Annotated in this window: 11 protein-coding genes and 1 pseudogene; 8 read left to right on the top strand and 4 right to left on the bottom strand. The window is 45.8% G+C overall.

Annotated features, from left to right (window positions below; genetic code table 11):
* The first annotated feature begins 387 nt into the window (after window positions 1-387).
* The 7 genes from D8S93_RS04950 to D8S93_RS04980 all read left to right on the top strand — a co-directional run bounded on the left by D8S93_RS04950 (window position 388) and on the right by D8S93_RS04980 (window position 9,164).
* Window positions 388-1,494 carry a M20/M25/M40 family metallo-hydrolase gene (locus D8S93_RS04950; protein WP_152812267.1) on the top strand — a complete coding sequence of 369 codons (1,107 nt, stop codon included), beginning with the start codon at window positions 388-390 and terminating at the stop codon, window positions 1,492-1,494.
* 260 nt (window positions 1,495-1,754) lie between these two features.
* Window positions 1,755-3,365, top strand: a complete 1,611-nt coding sequence (locus D8S93_RS04955) for a peptide ABC transporter substrate-binding protein (protein ID WP_152812269.1) — start codon at window positions 1,755-1,757, stop codon at window positions 3,363-3,365.
* Between the two features lie 144 nt (window positions 3,366-3,509).
* Entirely contained in the window at window positions 3,510-4,430 is a 921-nt protein-coding gene (gene oppB / locus D8S93_RS04960) for an oligopeptide ABC transporter permease OppB (protein WP_005377838.1), read from the top strand.
* Between the two features lie 9 nt (window positions 4,431-4,439).
* Window positions 4,440-5,372, top strand: a complete 933-nt coding sequence (locus D8S93_RS04965; RefSeq protein ID WP_152812271.1) for an ABC transporter permease subunit — start codon at window positions 4,440-4,442, stop codon at window positions 5,370-5,372.
* Between the two features lie 10 nt (window positions 5,373-5,382).
* Window positions 5,383-6,366, top strand: a complete 984-nt coding sequence (locus D8S93_RS04970) for an ABC transporter ATP-binding protein (RefSeq protein WP_152812273.1) — start codon at window positions 5,383-5,385, stop codon at window positions 6,364-6,366.
* Between the two features lie 9 nt (window positions 6,367-6,375).
* The gene (locus D8S93_RS04975) at window positions 6,376-7,368 is read left to right on the top strand and encodes an ABC transporter ATP-binding protein (RefSeq protein ID WP_046874865.1); all 993 of its coding nucleotides are present in this window, start codon (window positions 6,376-6,378) and stop codon (window positions 7,366-7,368) included.
* Window positions 7,368-9,164 carry an aminopeptidase P family protein gene (locus tag D8S93_RS04980; RefSeq protein ID WP_152812275.1) on the top strand — a complete coding sequence of 599 codons (1,797 nt, stop codon included), beginning with the start codon at window positions 7,368-7,370 and terminating at the stop codon, window positions 9,162-9,164. The genes D8S93_RS04975 and D8S93_RS04980 overlap by 1 nt, the downstream gene beginning before the upstream one ends.
* A 160-nt stretch (window positions 9,165-9,324) precedes the next feature.
* Here D8S93_RS04980 and D8S93_RS04985 read toward each other — a convergent pair whose 3' ends face one another.
* Window positions 9,325-11,769 carry a collagenase gene (locus D8S93_RS04985; protein ID WP_152812277.1) on the bottom strand — a complete coding sequence of 815 codons (2,445 nt, stop codon included), beginning with the start codon at window positions 11,767-11,769 and terminating at the stop codon, window positions 9,325-9,327.
* Between the two features lie 302 nt (window positions 11,770-12,071).
* On the opposite strand from D8S93_RS04985, the pseudogene D8S93_RS04990 reads away from it, so the two are divergent.
* Window positions 12,072-12,506, top strand: a pseudogene (locus D8S93_RS04990) (hypothetical protein).
* A 120-nt stretch (window positions 12,507-12,626) separates the two neighbouring features.
* Here D8S93_RS04990 and D8S93_RS04995 read toward each other — a convergent pair.
* Genes D8S93_RS04995 through D8S93_RS05005 form a run of 3 tightly spaced genes read right to left on the bottom strand, consistent with a single transcriptional unit; the run spans window position 12,627 to window position 15,876 of the window.
* Window positions 12,627-13,475 carry an ABC transporter permease gene (locus D8S93_RS04995; protein WP_152812279.1) on the bottom strand — a complete coding sequence of 283 codons (849 nt, stop codon included), beginning with the start codon at window positions 13,473-13,475 and terminating at the stop codon, window positions 12,627-12,629.
* A 2-nt stretch (window positions 13,476-13,477) separates the two neighbouring features.
* Window positions 13,478-14,758 carry an ABC transporter permease gene (locus tag D8S93_RS05000; RefSeq protein ID WP_152812281.1) on the bottom strand — a complete coding sequence of 427 codons (1,281 nt, stop codon included), beginning with the start codon at window positions 14,756-14,758 and terminating at the stop codon, window positions 13,478-13,480.
* A complete protein-coding gene (locus D8S93_RS05005) occupies window positions 14,755-15,876 on the bottom strand; it encodes an ABC transporter ATP-binding protein (RefSeq protein WP_005393496.1) in 1,122 nt (373 codons plus the stop codon). Before D8S93_RS05005 ends, D8S93_RS05000 begins: the two co-directional genes overlap by 4 nt.
* Window positions 15,877-15,892: the final 16 nt, after the last annotated feature.

Below are 15,892 nucleotides of genomic sequence, written 5' to 3' on the forward strand. Positions count from 1 at the left end.
ACCCACTTTCGTAAACATCAAACAAACTGCTTATTTTCAATATATTAGATTGATATTTTCGGCTTTACGCCAACACATAAAATGTAAACAAGTTGTTACCTTGGCATTTTATCTTGGCAACGTAGCTCAAAAAGTAAAAGGGGATGGAAAGTCTATTGCACCCTATCTCTATCCGATTTATTCATTTGATCCTGCAAAACATCAAAAGTAATGTTTCGTGACGCTTCATACAGTTCGAAAGGCTCATCGGTCAGAATCGTGTCATGGATACTCCTTTATTGATTCACCTCAGTTTTATTCAAAAGTAACTGTGCCATAAGTGGTGCTCTGTTCCCTATCGAGCCCTAGCCACAGTGCTTCACGCTCGATCAGAAAAAGAGACATCTAATGACACACATCAATCAAGAACGCCTAGTTGAACACTTTTGCCAACTAGTACGTATCGACAGCGAATCAAAAAACGAAAAACAAATTGCAGAAACACTGACAGAACAGCTAGGCGAGCTAGGCTTTACCGTGCACAAGCTTCCAGTGCCTGAGCATATTTCTAACGGTTTTAACGTGTACGCCCGTTTAGACGGCAAAAAAGACGGCTCTATCCTAATGAGCTGTCATATGGATACGGTCACTCCAGGTATTGGCATTGAGCCAATCATCGAAGACGGCGTTATCCGTTCAGAAGGCAATACGATTCTTGGTGGCGATGATAAATCTGGTATTGCTGCCATCATGGAAGCCGTTCGTTGTATTCAAGCGGAAAACCGTGAGCACAAAACGTTAGAACTTGCTTTCACCGTGTATGAAGAAGGCGGTTTATTCGGTTCACAATACTTCGATATGTCACACGTCGCTTCAACGGAAGCAATCGTGTTAGATACGGGTGGTCCTATTGGCACTATTGTGACCGCAGCCCCAGGCCAGCAAAAAATCGTGGCAACAATCAAAGGTCGACCAGCACATGCAGGGCTTGCGCCAGAAGAAGGCATCAGTGCTATCATGGTGGCGGCAGATGCCATCAACCAAATGAAGCTGCTTCGCATCGACGAAGAAACGACAGCCAACATCGGTATAGTGAATGGCGGTCAGGCCACAAACATTGTCATGCCTGAATTAAAAATCGTGGCAGAAGCACGCTCCCTGAATGGCGATAAACTAGATGCTCAGGTCAATCATATGATCTCAACATTAGAGTCTGTCTGTGAAAAACACGGTGCAGAAGTCGACATTGAATCTAGCCGAGCCTACGACGCTTTTGTTATTGAAGAAAAACACCCACACGTTAGCGCTATAAAAGCGGCGTTTGCAGAGTTGGGAATTGAGGCTTTCACAAAAGGCACTGGCGGCGGTAGCGATGCTAACAACTTTAACAAGAAAGGTCTCACAACGGTCAATCTTTCAACTGGCATGGCAAAAGTACACACGACAGAAGAGTTTATCGCGGTAAGTGATATGGTCAAAATCGCTGAGTTCGTAAAACATTTCCTAGTCAGTTAACGTCGTACCTTTTGAAGAACAGACGAACTACCCTCCCCTTTTAGCGCGCGCTTGAAGGGGATTTTTTATTTGCGCGAAACAAAGCCTACCCCGTAATGCGGACTTAGTGCTGGCTCCATATCAATCCCCCAGCTCACTTTTTGATACCAAATAGCCCAACATCCGGCACCCTGTTACAACAATGTTAAAACTCGATTGTGTAGACAATTTATACAATATACATTTTTAGCATCTTTCAGGATGAAAAGAGTGAGACAAGGATGAAATTACCTAAGTTGCTTTTGTTAGCGTCGATGATGAGTCCAATACTGGCAACACCAAGCTATGCCGCGCCGCATCCCGCAGGTGTGACCCTCAATGAGACACAAGAAATTACGCTAAACAATGGGGCTGAAGTTACTTCTATTGACCCAGCCAAGCAAGCCGCAGAGCCCGCTTTTAATCTCGGTCGAGACCTATTTGAAGGTCTGGTCATTCAAGATAAGCAAGGTAAAACCATTCCTGGTGTTGCTGAGTCTTGGTCAGTCAATGACAACAATACGGTTTATACCTTCCACTTACGTGATGCAAAATGGTCCAATGGCGAAACGGTCACTGCACAAGATTTTGTCTACAGCTGGCAACGCTTACTGAATCCAAGCACTGCTTCACCATACGCTTGGTTTGCGGCCATTCCAAATATCGAAAACTCGCAAGCCATTATGAAGGGCGAAGCCGAGCCTGAGTCTTTGGGCGTGAAGGCGCTGGATGAAAAAACATTCCAGGTTACACTCGAAGCGCCTATTCCCTTCTTTACGAAACTATTAAGTCATCCAGTGCTTGCCCCCGTTCACAAAGCGACCGTAGAAAAATATGGCAACCGCTGGACCCAGCCAGAACATATCGTTACAAATGGTGCGTTTAATGTCTCTGAATGGAAAGTTAACGAAAAAATGGTGATGGTTAAAAACCCACATTACTGGGACGCAAGCAATGTAGTGCTGGAAAAAGTCACCTGGCTACCAATTGGTGATGCAAACGTAGTGCTAAACCGCTACCTAGCTGGTGAGATAGACCAAGCGGTTTCCATTCCTGCCGCTCAGAAGAAAAAGTTAATTCAACAACGCCCGCAAGAAGTGGCAAGTACCAGTGCGTCTCTTGGCTCCACATTCTATTACCTCAACACTCAACAAGGGCCAACAAAAGACGTGCGGGTCCGTAAAGCCCTCTCATATGCCATTGACCGTCAACTGTTAACGAGTGCTATCTTGAGAAACGGTGGGGTTCCAATGTATACCCTTGTGCCACCTCAAACAGATGGTTTTCAATCTCACACTCCTGAGTTCGCAACTTGGAACCGTCATAAACGTATCGAAAAAGCGCAGCAATTACTGTCAGAAGCTGGATACGATAAAAGCAATCCGCTTAAGTTAACGTTTACCGTGCCAACTTTCTCGATGGACGTAAAAATGGCAACAACCATGGCAGGCATGTGGAAAAGCCGATTGGGTGCGCAAGTCACGATAAAACAGCTAGAACCGAAAGTGTTCTACGCACTTAAAGAGCCGACCGACATTACTCGCGGCGGCTGGACGGCCGACTACAATGAAGCCTCTACATGGTTGGATATCTTCATTTCTAGTGGCGAGTACAACGATTCTCGTTACAACAACCCGCAATACGACGAGTTAATGGCTCGATCAAAGACCATGAGCACTCCATCAGAACTGTATCTACAAGCAGAAAGCATGCTGATTGAAGACATGGCCATTATTCCTATTTATCGTCCGGGTAACGATCAATACCTCATCAAGCCTTACGTGGGCGGCTACGAACTGACAAACCCTGAGTCGTCGTACTACCGCAAGAATGTCTATGTAAAAGCCCACTAAAAGCATGTTTTCGGTCTGAGTCGGCAAGTTCAATGTTTACTTGTCGTTCCTCATATCTCTCGGTGGAGAAGGCAACCTGAGCTCAGACCATTTTTTATTCATAACCGTTCGAAGTGATTTCGGATGACCAAAGGATGATGGATCATGATTTGGTACATTGTTAAGCGATTAGCTATCGCTATCCCCACGCTTCTATTCATCGCACTCGTATCATTTTGGCTGATGCACATTGCACCAGGGGGGCCATTTGATATGGAACGGCCTATGCCAGAAGTGGTACGTGCGAATATCGAAGCAAAATTCCATTTGGACCAGCCCTTCCTTACTCAGTTTTGGATTTACATTGGTAATTTCATACAAGGAGATCTCGGTCCGAGCTTCGTTTATCAAGACTTCAGTGTTACACAGCTCGTCGCACAATCATGGCCAGTTTCGGCAGTATTAGGCGTACTCTCCTTTTGTATTTCCGTTCCACTTGGCATGTTGCTTGGCACCATTGCGGCATTGAACCGAAATAGCCGCCTAGATTACGGCCTGATGACACTTTCGATGACTGGAGTTGTGGTTCCGGCTTTCGTGCTTGCTCCAGTTTTAGTCATGATCTTCGCTATTCAGCTCGGCTGGTTCCCTGCTGGTGGTTGGGAAGGAGGAAAGCTGGCTTTTCTTGTTCTTCCCGTGCTCAGCCTGGCGATTGGCTCCATTGCGAGTATTGCGCGTGTCATGCGTGGCGCAATGATTGAAACGCTCAACCAACCATACATTCGAACGGCAAAAGCCAAAGGTTTGTCCACAACCTACATTTTATTCCATCACGCTTTGCGACCATCCTTGATTCCCGTCGTTGCGATGCTCGGCCCTGCGTTTGTGTCTGTCGTGACAGGCTCGGTGATTATCGACATTTTCTTTGGTACAGGTGGCATGGGACAACACTTTGTGTCTGGAGCTCTCAACCGCGACTACGGCCTAGTAATGGGCATTACTCTGATTGTCGCTTCACTCACTATCTTCTTTAACCTTGTGGTCGACTTGCTATATACGATTATCGACCCTCGTATACGCGTTTAGGAGTCCGGCATGTTAACGATCAAAAAACTGGATACACAAGCTCTTCAAGATCAAGTCGTCGACAATATTGAAGACGTCGAAGGTCGCAGTCTTTGGCAGGATGCATGGACTCGATTTCGTAAAAACAGAGCCGCGATGACATCAGTGTATGTTTTGGCGTTCATTACCTTATGCATCACCTTCGGCCCCTCTCTTGCCGCTTTTGGTCATGATGAAATTGACTGGGAAGTGCTCATCGATCCATACGAGTTAGGGAAACCTTCACTGAGCAGTGGCCATTACTTTGGTACCGATGATCTCGGGCAAGATGTCTTTGCTCGCACGATGCAAGGCGGCAGGCTCTCTATTTTGGTGGGTTTTGTCGGGGCATTAGTCGCCGTTGTTATTGGTACGATTTGGGGAAGTATTTCCGGCTATCTTGGCGGCGTTGTCGATAGCGTAATGATGCGCATTATTGAGGTGCTCGATTCGGTGCCATTTATGTTTATGGTTATCCTGTTTGTTACCCTTTTTGGCAACAACATCTACCTGATTTTTATCGTGATCGGAATGGTATCTTGGCTGGGCATTGCCCGTGTTGTACGTGGTGTCACCTTCGGTCTCAAAAAGCGAGAATTCATCGAAGCCGCACACTCTATTGGGGTTTCTAAATTGACAATTGTCCGACGCCATGTTCTGCCTAATGTGCTTGGTATCGTGATGGTTTATTCCTCCCTAATGGTGCCTGGATTCATTATGTTCGAATCGTTTTTAAGCTTCTTAGGGCTTGGTGTTCAACCACCGGATACAAGCTGGGGGATCCTGATTTCCGAAGGCGCAAAAACGATTGACGTTGCATTGTGGATGCTGCTTTTTCCCTCTCTGTTTTTAGTTGCCACCCTCTTTTGTTTTAACTTCATCGGTGATGGCTTGCGTGATGCTCTTGACCCGAAAGACCGATAAGGACAAACCCATGCTATCTATTGAAAACATGAACGTGCGCTTCGATACGCCAGATGGGCAAGTGCAAGCGGTCAGTAATCTCTCCTACTCGATTAAAGCAGGCGAAACTCTTGGGATTGTTGGTGAGTCAGGTTCGGGAAAAAGCCAGTCTGTCTTCGCATTAATGGGGTTAACCGCGGACAACGGCGCCGTGTCTGGCAGCGCGATGTTCCACGATGATGATTTACTCGCAATGTCGAAAAAGCAGCTCAACCGCATCCGTGCAGAGAAAATCGGAATGATCTTTCAAGATCCGATGACGTCACTCAACCCATTTATGAAAATTGGCAAACAGCTTTGTGAAGTTCTCATGATTCATAAAGGAATGACCCGAAAACAAGCAAAAATTGAATCGATTCACATGTTGGATGCGGTGCGTATTCCCTCTCCCGAGACTCGGATGAATCAATACCCTCACGAATTATCTGGCGGAATGCGTCAGCGAATCATGATAGCGATGGCATTGTTGTGTAAGCCCGAGTTGTTAATTGCAGACGAACCAACTACCGCGCTGGATGTGACCGTTCAGGCTCAAATTTTGACGCTATTACGAGACTTACAACAAGAGTTCAACACCGCAATTTTACTGATCACTCACGATATGGGCGTCGTCGCCGAGATGTGTGATCGCGTATTGGTCATGTATGGTGGTCAAAAAATGGAGCAATCAGATACCGAGACATTGTTCGCTCAACCTGCGCACCCCTATACTCAAGGCCTGCTAAAGGCTATTCCTTCTATCACTGAAGATATGCCACGTTTACCAACCATCCCAGGTAACCCACCAAGTGCGTTGATTAACCATCAAGGGTGTCCGTTTAGAGAGCGGTGCGAGCATCGAGAGACGCGTTGCCAATACGAAACCCCACGGTTTTCTCCATTAAACACGAGCCAGTCCATTGCCTGTCACGTTAACGCACCCAGTGTTATCACTCCTATTCAAATAAAAGCTTAAGGAGGCGTTATGAATAAAAAAGAAGTCCTCATGTCTGCTCGTGATTTAAACGTCCACTTTCCTGTGTCGCGTCACCTTATTCCAAGTCGACGTAAAATCGTGAAAGCGGTCAATGGTATCGACTTAGATGTTTATCGAGGCGAAACACTTGGCATTGTGGGGGAATCAGGCTGCGGAAAATCAACGCTTGCACGCGCCTTACTTCGCTTAATTGAACCTACACATGGCGAGTTGACTTGGAAAGGTCAAGACATGCTCGGGTTTAGTAAAAAAGAGCTTTCCTCTCGACGCAGAGAATTTCAGATGGTGTTTCAAGACCCATCCGCTTGTTTGAATCCGAGATTAACCATCTCAGAATGCATCGCCGAACCACTGCTCACCCACGAGCCACAACTTAAACGGGCAGAGGTAGAAAAGCGTGTCATCGCTATGATGGATAAAGTGGGTCTCTTGGCGAGCCAGCGAAACCGCTATCCACATGAATTTTCCGGAGGTCAATGCCAGCGTGTGGGCATTGCAAGAGCATTAATTCTCAATCCAGATTTGGTCGTGTGTGATGAACCTGTTAGTGCGCTAGATGTCTCCATACAAGCTCAGGTCATCAATCTTCTAGATGATCTTAAACAAGAAATGGGGTTAACACTGGTAATGATTGCGCACGACTTAAGCGTGGTGCGCCACATCAGCGACCGCGTTATGGTGATGTATCTTGGTAAACCTATGGAAGTAGGACGTTACGATAAAGTATTTGATGATGCGCAACACCCCTACACCAAAGCACTGTTATCTGCTGTCCCGATAGCTAATCCGCAATTAGCACGTGACCGCGAGATACAACTATTGCCCGGCGATCTTCCTTCTCCACTTAACCCACCGAGCGGTTGCGTTTTTCGTACTCGATGCCCAGAAGCCACAGAAGTATGCGAGCAACAGAACCCAATAAAAACAGGCTCGGAGCAGCATCATATCTATTGCTCAAATATGACTTTAGGAACCATTTAATGAACAATACTAACTCAGTAAACCAACGCCTTACGTTATTGCGTGAGGCAATGTCCTTTCACAACGTGTCTGCATATATCGTGACCAACAATGACCCGCATAACAGCGAATACTCAGCGGATCATTGGTTAGCGCGAAGCTGGATTTCAGGTTTTACCGGCTCAGCAGGCGATGTCGTCATTACCCAACAAGGTGGTGGCCTTTGGACTGATGGTCGTTACTATATTCAAGCTGAAGAACAGTTACACGGCACAGGACTTGAACTGTTTAAAGCCAAACAACCAGAAACGCCGACAATTGCCAAATGGCTAGCTACCACACTCCCAGAAAACAGTATTGTAGCGGTTGACGGGCGCGCCATCAGTTACGCTTTTTATCAAGGCCTCAAACATGCCTTTGAAGCGAAAAACATTAAGATCATTCTCGACCTGGATTTACTCGCACCGATTTGGCTTGAAAGACCACTTCGCCCAAGTACACCCGTATTCGAGCATCCCACCGCTTTTGCCGGCGTTGACACAGAAAATAAGTTAGCGAGAATCCGTTCTTGGTTAACCGAGAACCAAGTAGATAGCTTATTAGTGTCAACGCTAGATGATGTCATGTGGACAATGAATATTCGAGGTAGTGATACGAATTACTGCCCAGTTTCTGAAGCCTATCTAATCGTAGAGCAATCACTTGCGACACTGTTTATTGATAAAGCCAAACTGCCTCAAGACGTTGAAAGAGCGCTGACCGAGCAGAGTGTACACATTCGCCATTACAACTACGTAAGCCAGTATTTAAATCAGCAATGTGAGGGATTATCGCTCGCTTTTAGCCCGACCCACACAGACAGCTTATTGGTAAGTTCGATTGAACGGAATGTGAATCTAAAGACAATGGCTTGCCCTGTAACGGCAATGAAGGCCATAAAAAATGCGACCGAGCTAACTAGCCTAGAACAGGCATTAACAGATGATGGTGTGGCAATCGTAAGGTTTATGAACTGGCTAGAAGAGCAAGTTCCAAGCGGATTCGTTACAGAATTGTCTGCTGAAGCACAACTGAATCACTATCGCCGTCAAACCCGACATTATGTGAGTGACAGTTTCCGCACTATCGCAGGCTTCGCAGCTCACGGGGCAAAAATGCATTATGCCGCCGATGAAGAAAGCAATGCGGCAGTCAATGAAAGCAACTTCTTTCTCGTCGATTCTGGTGGTCAGTACCTTGGCGGGACAACAGACATCACCCGTACTTTCCACTTCGGGTCACCGACCATTAAGCAGCGCAAAGATTATACCTTGGTGCTCAAAGCGGTCATCCGATTGACTCAAACTCGATTCATGAAAGGCTCTACGGGTGCCAATCTTGATATCATGGCGCGTGGCGTCTTATGGCAACATGGTATTGATTACAAGTGCGGCACTGGACACGGCGTAGGCATTTGCTTGAATGTTCACGAAGGCCCACAAAATTTCTCGCAAAGCCACCGCGAGGTTGAGCTAAAACCAGGTATGGTCATTACTAATGAACCAGGCGTTTATCGCGAAGGTGAGTACGGGGTAAGAATAGAGAACATTCTTAAAGTTGTAGAAGTAGAACAAAATGAGTTCGGCACGTTCTACGGTTTTGAGACCATCACTCTTGCTCCAATTGCGACCAACGCCCTTGATTTATCAATGCTAGATCAAGCAGAGCTAGACTGGCTTAATCATTACCATTCACGTGTCTATCAGGCGCTTAGCCCTTTTCTTGATGCGCAAGATAAAAACTGGCTGCAAAGCACAACCCAACTTATTGAGAAATAGGATATCAGCAAGTTTTATAACGTTTTCATTTTCATCTCAAACTCCTTGTTTGCCAGCCTTCGGGCTGGTTTTTTTATAGAGATAACGGCGTGAAAAACAAAAACGCCCCGCGATGTTAGCGAGGCGCTCCACTTAGTTTAAATGACGTAGTTAAATTGCCCTACTGACGACACTTCTGAACATCAAAATCAACGACGATGGCGGCATTCTCAAAGTCACCAGAGACTTTAACGTAGCCCCAGTAGTTACTCTGATTTGACAACGTAATACACTCTCCATTACCAATATTATCTGACCTTCCGTGAAGATTAGTATCATCCGGCCAACCAGAGTTACTGTATTCAAGCTTTAGGTTGCCCGTACCATTCCCCGTCGTTATCGCCAGGTTTGAGCTCTCATTCACCGCTGGTACGCTCAGCCAAATGGTTTGTTGATTTGCCAAGCAAACTGGTTTTCCTGCTGTTAAGCGCCCACCGCTTACTTTACTTTGCACCGCGCAGTCTTGTGGCAATGTGTCATTACCGCCCAACGCTGAGATAACAACAGTATGAGTGGCGGTTGCCGTCAAGCCTTCACTGTCTGTCACACTTAGGCTGACCGAATACTCCCCTTCACTCCCATATTGGTGCGTCGGCTTGGTTTGTGTACTTGTCGAGCCATCACCGAAGTCCCATAAGACGCTGACGATCTTCCCGTTTGGGTCTGTACTGTTTTCACTGCTAAATGTAATGCTTTCACCGACTTTCCCCTTGTTGTTTGCGGTTATGACTGCATTAGGTGCACCATTTGAGACAAGGGCTTGCTGCCACTGCTCAAACTCACTTTGATATAAATTCGCCCATTGGGTGATCGTTGCTTTGTAATTGCTCCAATTCCCTTGGCGTGTTTCCACCAGCATTTGGTTTACGTCATCTTTATGATTTTCAAACATAAAACGTACAGCTAAGTACCCCCAACGATAAATTCGATCAACATCAAACCCATCATAAGTAGTCTCGAAAATCTCGCTTAAGGTATACGTCGAGCCGTCTAAAATCGTCTCAAGTGCTGCTTGGTTGTCATTTTCTTGAGCGACATACTCTGCAATGCCTTCACTCCACCACACTATTTTTTCAGTTGGATGACTAAACCCTCCATAGAGATCAAATCGACCATCTAAGTAATGCACGTATTCGTGCTCTAGGTTCCAGACAAAGTGATCCGCGTTCGCATAAGAGGCTTCATAAGCAATAAAGTTGGGAATATTCCCCGGCTGGGAAGGGTCGCCCTCCAAGTACATACCGCCATTGTCAGTACTAATATCGAAAATTGGCCCTGCGTACTTACCATAATCAGTGCTTGAATCGAAGATATTGACTTGGAGCTGAGTGTTGTAGTCATCTTTTACTGGCTGTTCACCAGTTTCTAATGACTGATGGAAGTAACCCTCTTCGTAGCCCATTTTAGAACATGCGGCCGCGTGTTGCTCTTGCGTCATATTCTGAGACAAAATTCGGATTGTCGGGCTACAAGTATAAGTTTGCGATAGCACCAAGCCTTTTAGCGCAGTTTCGAAATTACAAATTCCGAACTCACTACAATCTGCGTAATATGAGGCGGTGTCCGCCGCCGCAAGCCAAACCGCGTCACCCCGACCATACATTTCATACTGTTCAAAGATTCGACTCAGCTGACTCTTCACAACAGAACTCGCGTTACCCGTATACTTGGTCAGACGCCCGAGCTCTCGCCCCGCATTCGCGGCCATAAACTCATCTTCAGCACCGATTGATGACGCCCTTAGAGCAAAATCGCCTAAAGCTTTGGCAAGGTCTGTTTGGTTACCAATTACTTGCACAAATTGCTCGTTCCACTGCCCACCAAACAAAATAGTGAAAACACCGTTAACTGCATTGCGCATATACCAGTGCTGGGCGTATTGATCATTCCAACGTGTAAGCCACTGGGTCACTTGTGGTAAGTACGCGTGCTGCAAGCCGGCACTATCCATAGTGATGATGACCTCACTAAGCACTTTGCCGTGACGGTCGCTGTTCTCGTAGAAGTTTGCGTTATTAACAAACGCATCCACTGATTCTTTCACCGCTGGTGTGACCCATTCAATAAATGAGATGTTGTCATTGTAAAACTCGGCGTAATAACCCGCGCGTAAGTATAAGAACAACGTTTCGAGTTCATCGCTCCCGCCACCCGTATACCCCTTCGCCAATGTCGTAGTGTGCTTAGCGATGTTGTACATATGATCGGAGCTAAATACCGACTCTTGAATCCGACTTTCAGCAGAGAATAACTGGTCCACACACGTCGCGCCCTGACTTAAAATTTCGCTGATCAATTGGTTACTGCTTTCGGTAACCAATGCCTCCAAATCACAAGCAGTGCTCGACTCATCAAGGCTTTCAAGTGACTGTACTCGAGTTGCCTTGGAGGGCTGAATAGGGAGAGTTGCGGTTGGTTGGTATTCAACTCGATTGGATTCAACACCGTGTGTATGAGCCGAATGTGCATGTTGCTCTGTAACTTGAGAAACTGGCTCGCTTAACGCAAATACGCCAGTGCTGGTTAATGTTGTCGCAATCGCGACACTCAAAATCTTCAGTTCCATCTAATTTCTTCTATATTGAGTTTTCCTTTGATGCATTACGTCTTTTGCATCGCCACTGCCCTTATTACTGCAAGAGCATCTCCATATAATCTACTCGCAAGACAAGAAGAAACATTTTGTTAACAACTGGATGTGGCGGTATCAGTTTTTGGTACTCGAGTTGCCGTTGCACGAGCTTGCCAGAAATCGATTTGCTTTAGTAATATTGATCAACTAGTTGTTTATCTTTCCATTCAAATATCTTTTATTGCTCCTCACAAAAGCGATAAAATGGTTTCTTTTCTTTTTGCTAAACAACTCCTATGACCGACGCTGATATTGAGCTACAACACCTTTGGTTAGAAGTCCAAACCGAACGCTGGCAAAATCTGCCACGCTTTTTATTCAGTTACTACTGCTACAAGCACAACCTTGTCAGTAAAACCAACAAAGTTTGCTGGGAGACGGCACGTGCAAACCTGCCCGCTTCAACATCAATAAAATAGCGAAAAAACGCGGTGGTTGAACCGTTAGTCTCTGAGGAAACCGTCGTTGGGTTATTGAAAGCCATCAGCAAAGATGGGGAAATGACGTTTGACGTGATGGTAACCACACTTAATATGTTTTTGCACTATGTTGTGATTAGCAAGGAAGAAAAAGCGCAACTTAAATCAAACATGCCAGCTAGTTGGTATCAGCAATCGAACAAGTCGCCTTTGGCACGTTTCGAGCAGGCTGGCATTAAGCTACAAGAGTGACATGTCAGTCATCGCTGACGATAAACACAAAAGACAAGCGCCTACAATGAGGCGCATTTGGTCAAAAATTGAGGAGCCCCTAAACAAAAGTGCATAGCGAGCAACAAAGAAAAAGTTTGGTTATTCTTGAATGCCTCGAATGCGTACATTACGCCTACGTAGAACTTCTAAAGTCACGAGCAAACACACCGACATAAAAATCAGCAACGTAGCGACCGCCAATATGGTCGGACTAATTTGCTCTCGAATTCCTGACCACATCTGCCTCGGAACGGTTTTTTGTTCTGCCCCAGTCAGGAATAACGCCACCACAACCTCGTCGAACGAGGTGCCAAAGGCAAACAAGCCGCCAGAAATCATCCCCGGACGAATCAGCGGAAAGGTAATGTGTCTGAAAGTATAAACAGGGTTTGCTCCTAAGCTAGCCGCCGCTTTTACCAGGCTATGATCAAAGCCGCTTAAGGTCGCAGTAACGGTAATGAAAACAAAAGGCGTACCTAATGCGGCGTGTGCCAAAATGACGCCTAGATAAGTTTGTGATAAGCCAAGGCGTGTGTAGAAAAAGTACATCGCAGCAGCAGAGATAATGACTGGTACGATCATAGGTGAGATCAACAGCGCCATAATCGTATTGCGAAAAGGCAAATTACTACTGGCTAAACCCAACGCCGCCAGAGTTCCTAGCCCTGTTGCAACGAGTGTCGCCATAAAAGCAATGAACGTGCTGTTTTTCAGCGCCAACAGCCACTGATCACTAGTAAACATTTCTTGATACCAGCGAGTAGAATACGCTGCCGAATCAAGGTCTAGCATCCCCTCGGTAAAAGTAAAGTAAGGCGTTGCATTAAACGATAACGGGATGATGGTCAGAATTGGAGCGATTAAAAAGAACAGCACCAACCCACAAAAAACTAAGTAACCTGCGTAAGCGACTCGCTCTACTTTTGATGCATAGTTTGGTAATGCCATGGTTATCCCCCTACCTTAAGGTTGTTAATGCCAACCACACGGTTGAACATATAAAACAGAACCAGTACAACGAACAAAAGCAGTCCACCCAATGCGCCAGCCATCCCCCAGTTCAGTGACGTCTGCATATGATAGGCAATCATATTGGATATCATCTGTCCGCTTCTTCCACCAACCAAAGCGGGCGTAATGTAGAAACCAATAGAAAGGATGAAAGTGAGCAAGGCCCCCGCACCTATCCCAGGTAACGTAAGCGGCATATAAACTTTCATGAACGCAATGAAAGGCGTCGCGCCTAGAGAACGAGCTGCACGGAAATAAGTTGGGCTAATTCCTTTCATTACGCTATACAGAGGCAGGATCATAAACGGCAACAGAATGTGAATCATAGACACCACCGTTCCGAAGGTATTGTGAATCATCTGAATTCGCTCGGAAGTAAAACCCGACCAAATAAGGAGATCATTAATGACCCCTTGGTTTTGCAGCAGAACAATCCAAGACGTGGTTCTGACTAATAATGACGTCCAAAATGGCAGCAGCACAATGATTAAAAGTAAGTTCGCGCGCTTATCAGGTAAATTGGCAAGCAGGTAAGCAACGGGGTACGCCATCACCAAACAAATTAAGGTGATTGAAATAGACATCCAAAAAGTTTTAAAGAAAAGGTCGACGTATATTTGGCGTTTTTCTGGTTGGGGCTCAATGTCTCCAAACTCATTCACTTGCAAGTCTAGCGCAGCAAGATAATGACTGAATGTTAATGCGCCACTAAGATTCTTAAACGCCGCCCAATATTTAGGATTAGTCCATCGCTTATCAAGCTTGGCCAACTGTGTCACCGAGTTCGGCAGCGACGTCAAACGAGACAACTTTCTGCCGGTTTTCATAAGTAAACTGCGCATACCAGACTCTTCAATATTCATCCGGCTGGCTATTTTCGGTAGCTCTTTGCTTTGATAAAGCGCAAGTACTTCAACAGAGAATGTCTCAATGACTTCTTGATGAGGCTGACCTTGATAATCCCAACTTTCTAAGGCTTGAATAGTTTGTGGGAGTGACTGGGATATTTCTCGGTTATCCACGCTTCGATAAAGCATGTCGAGGATAGGAAAAGCAAACGTAAGCAGAATAAAACACACCAATGGCGTTGTGAGCATAATGGAGCGAAGCTTTTTTCGGCGCTCTGCCTTTTGCAACTGCGCTTTCAGATTGGTTTCTTGCTGATGAACTTGACGTTCGATTTCCAATACAGAATCTAATGCGGTTAGCTCTCGACTCATGCTGCTACCTCGCTACTTTGAGTTTGTGTCCCATCAAGAGCATGGCAATCCTCACTTTGCCAACCAATACGACAAATTGAGCCAGGCGTTAACTGCAAGTGTTTACGATTATCGTTAGGTACTTTAACGATGAAGTGACCAACGCTCTCTACTTCGACGACCAGACGATAATGATCACCGTGATAAATCAATTCTCGTAGGACGCCTGAGACTTGGTTCTCACAAGACGCTTTCTCTGGTTGAATAACAATCTTTTCTGGTCGAATGGAAAGTGTTGTCCTCTGCCCTTGCTCAGAGACTCTGACAGGTTTCGCAGTAAATAACTCTTTCCCAACGAGCACTTGGCAATACTTTCCGTTCCACTCTTTGACTAAACCTGAGAGTTGGTTGTTTTCTCCAATAAACTGCGCAACAAACGTATTACTCGGAGATTCATAAAGCTCGGTTGGTGTCGCGAGTTGTTGCACTTCGCCGTGATTAAAAACCGCAATACGGTCGGACATAGTGAGAGCTTCGTCTTGATCGTGCGTCACATACAAAATGGTGATGCCAAGCTTTTCATGCAAATGTTTAATTTCCATCTGCATTTGCTCACGCAGCTGCTTATCTAATGCGCCTAGCGGTTCATCCATCAACACGAGTTTAGGCTCAAACACTAATGCTCGCGCTAGCGCAACACGTTGTTGTTGACCGCCTGATAACTGCTTCGGGTATCGAGTCGCAACATGCTCAAGCTCGACCATTTCTAATACACTCTGAACTTTGCTTTGAATCGTGTCACTGTCGAGTTTTCGCACCTTTAAAGGAAACGCAAGATTCTCGGCAATGGTCATATGTGGAAACAACGCATAGTTTTGAAACACCATACCGATATCGCGCTTGTGTGGCGCGAGATGATTAACGGGAACGCCATCGATATAAATGTCTCCACCGGTCGCGGTTTCAAAGCCCGCTAGCATCATTAAGCAAGTGGTCTTGCCCGATCCTGACGGCCCCAACATAGTAACGAACTCTCCAGGAGCAATATCTAAGTTGAAGTCTTTCACCACCAAATTCGTGCCATCGTAGGTTTTCTTAACGTGTTGAAAGCTGACATAGTCCTTGTTTTCCGTGCTCATGACTTCCCTCTTCTCA

Source organism: Vibrio sp. VGrn 2, from assembly GCF_009361695.1.
In the GTDB taxonomy this organism is placed as follows: domain Bacteria; phylum Pseudomonadota; class Gammaproteobacteria; order Enterobacterales; family Vibrionaceae; genus Vibrio; species Vibrio diabolicus.

Excerpts from the sequence above, each read along its gene's own strand:
- D8S93_RS04985 (WP_152812277.1), bottom strand. The coding sequence starts at position 11,769 with ATGGAACTGAAGATTTTGAGTGTCGCGATTGCGACAACATTAACCAGC.
- D8S93_RS04975 (WP_046874865.1), top strand. The coding sequence starts at position 6,376 with ATGAATAAAAAAGAAGTCCTCATGTCTGCTCGTGATTTAAACGTCCAC.
- D8S93_RS04995 (WP_152812279.1), bottom strand. The coding sequence starts at position 13,475 with ATGGCATTACCAAACTATGCATCAAAAGTAGAGCGAGTCGCTTACGCA.
- D8S93_RS05000 (WP_152812281.1), bottom strand. The coding sequence starts at position 14,758 with ATGAGTCGAGAGCTAACCGCATTAGATTCTGTATTGGAAATCGAACGT.
- D8S93_RS05005 (WP_005393496.1), bottom strand. The coding sequence starts at position 15,876 with ATGAGCACGGAAAACAAGGACTATGTCAGCTTTCAACACGTTAAGAAA.
- D8S93_RS04980 (WP_152812275.1), top strand. The coding sequence starts at position 7,368 with ATGAACAATACTAACTCAGTAAACCAACGCCTTACGTTATTGCGTGAG.
- D8S93_RS04955 (WP_152812269.1), top strand. The coding sequence starts at position 1,755 with ATGAAATTACCTAAGTTGCTTTTGTTAGCGTCGATGATGAGTCCAATA.
- D8S93_RS04970 (WP_152812273.1), top strand. The coding sequence starts at position 5,383 with ATGCTATCTATTGAAAACATGAACGTGCGCTTCGATACGCCAGATGGG.
- oppB (WP_005377838.1), top strand. The coding sequence starts at position 3,510 with ATGATTTGGTACATTGTTAAGCGATTAGCTATCGCTATCCCCACGCTT.
- D8S93_RS04965 (WP_152812271.1), top strand. The coding sequence starts at position 4,440 with ATGTTAACGATCAAAAAACTGGATACACAAGCTCTTCAAGATCAAGTC.
- D8S93_RS04950 (WP_152812267.1), top strand. The coding sequence starts at position 388 with ATGACACACATCAATCAAGAACGCCTAGTTGAACACTTTTGCCAACTA.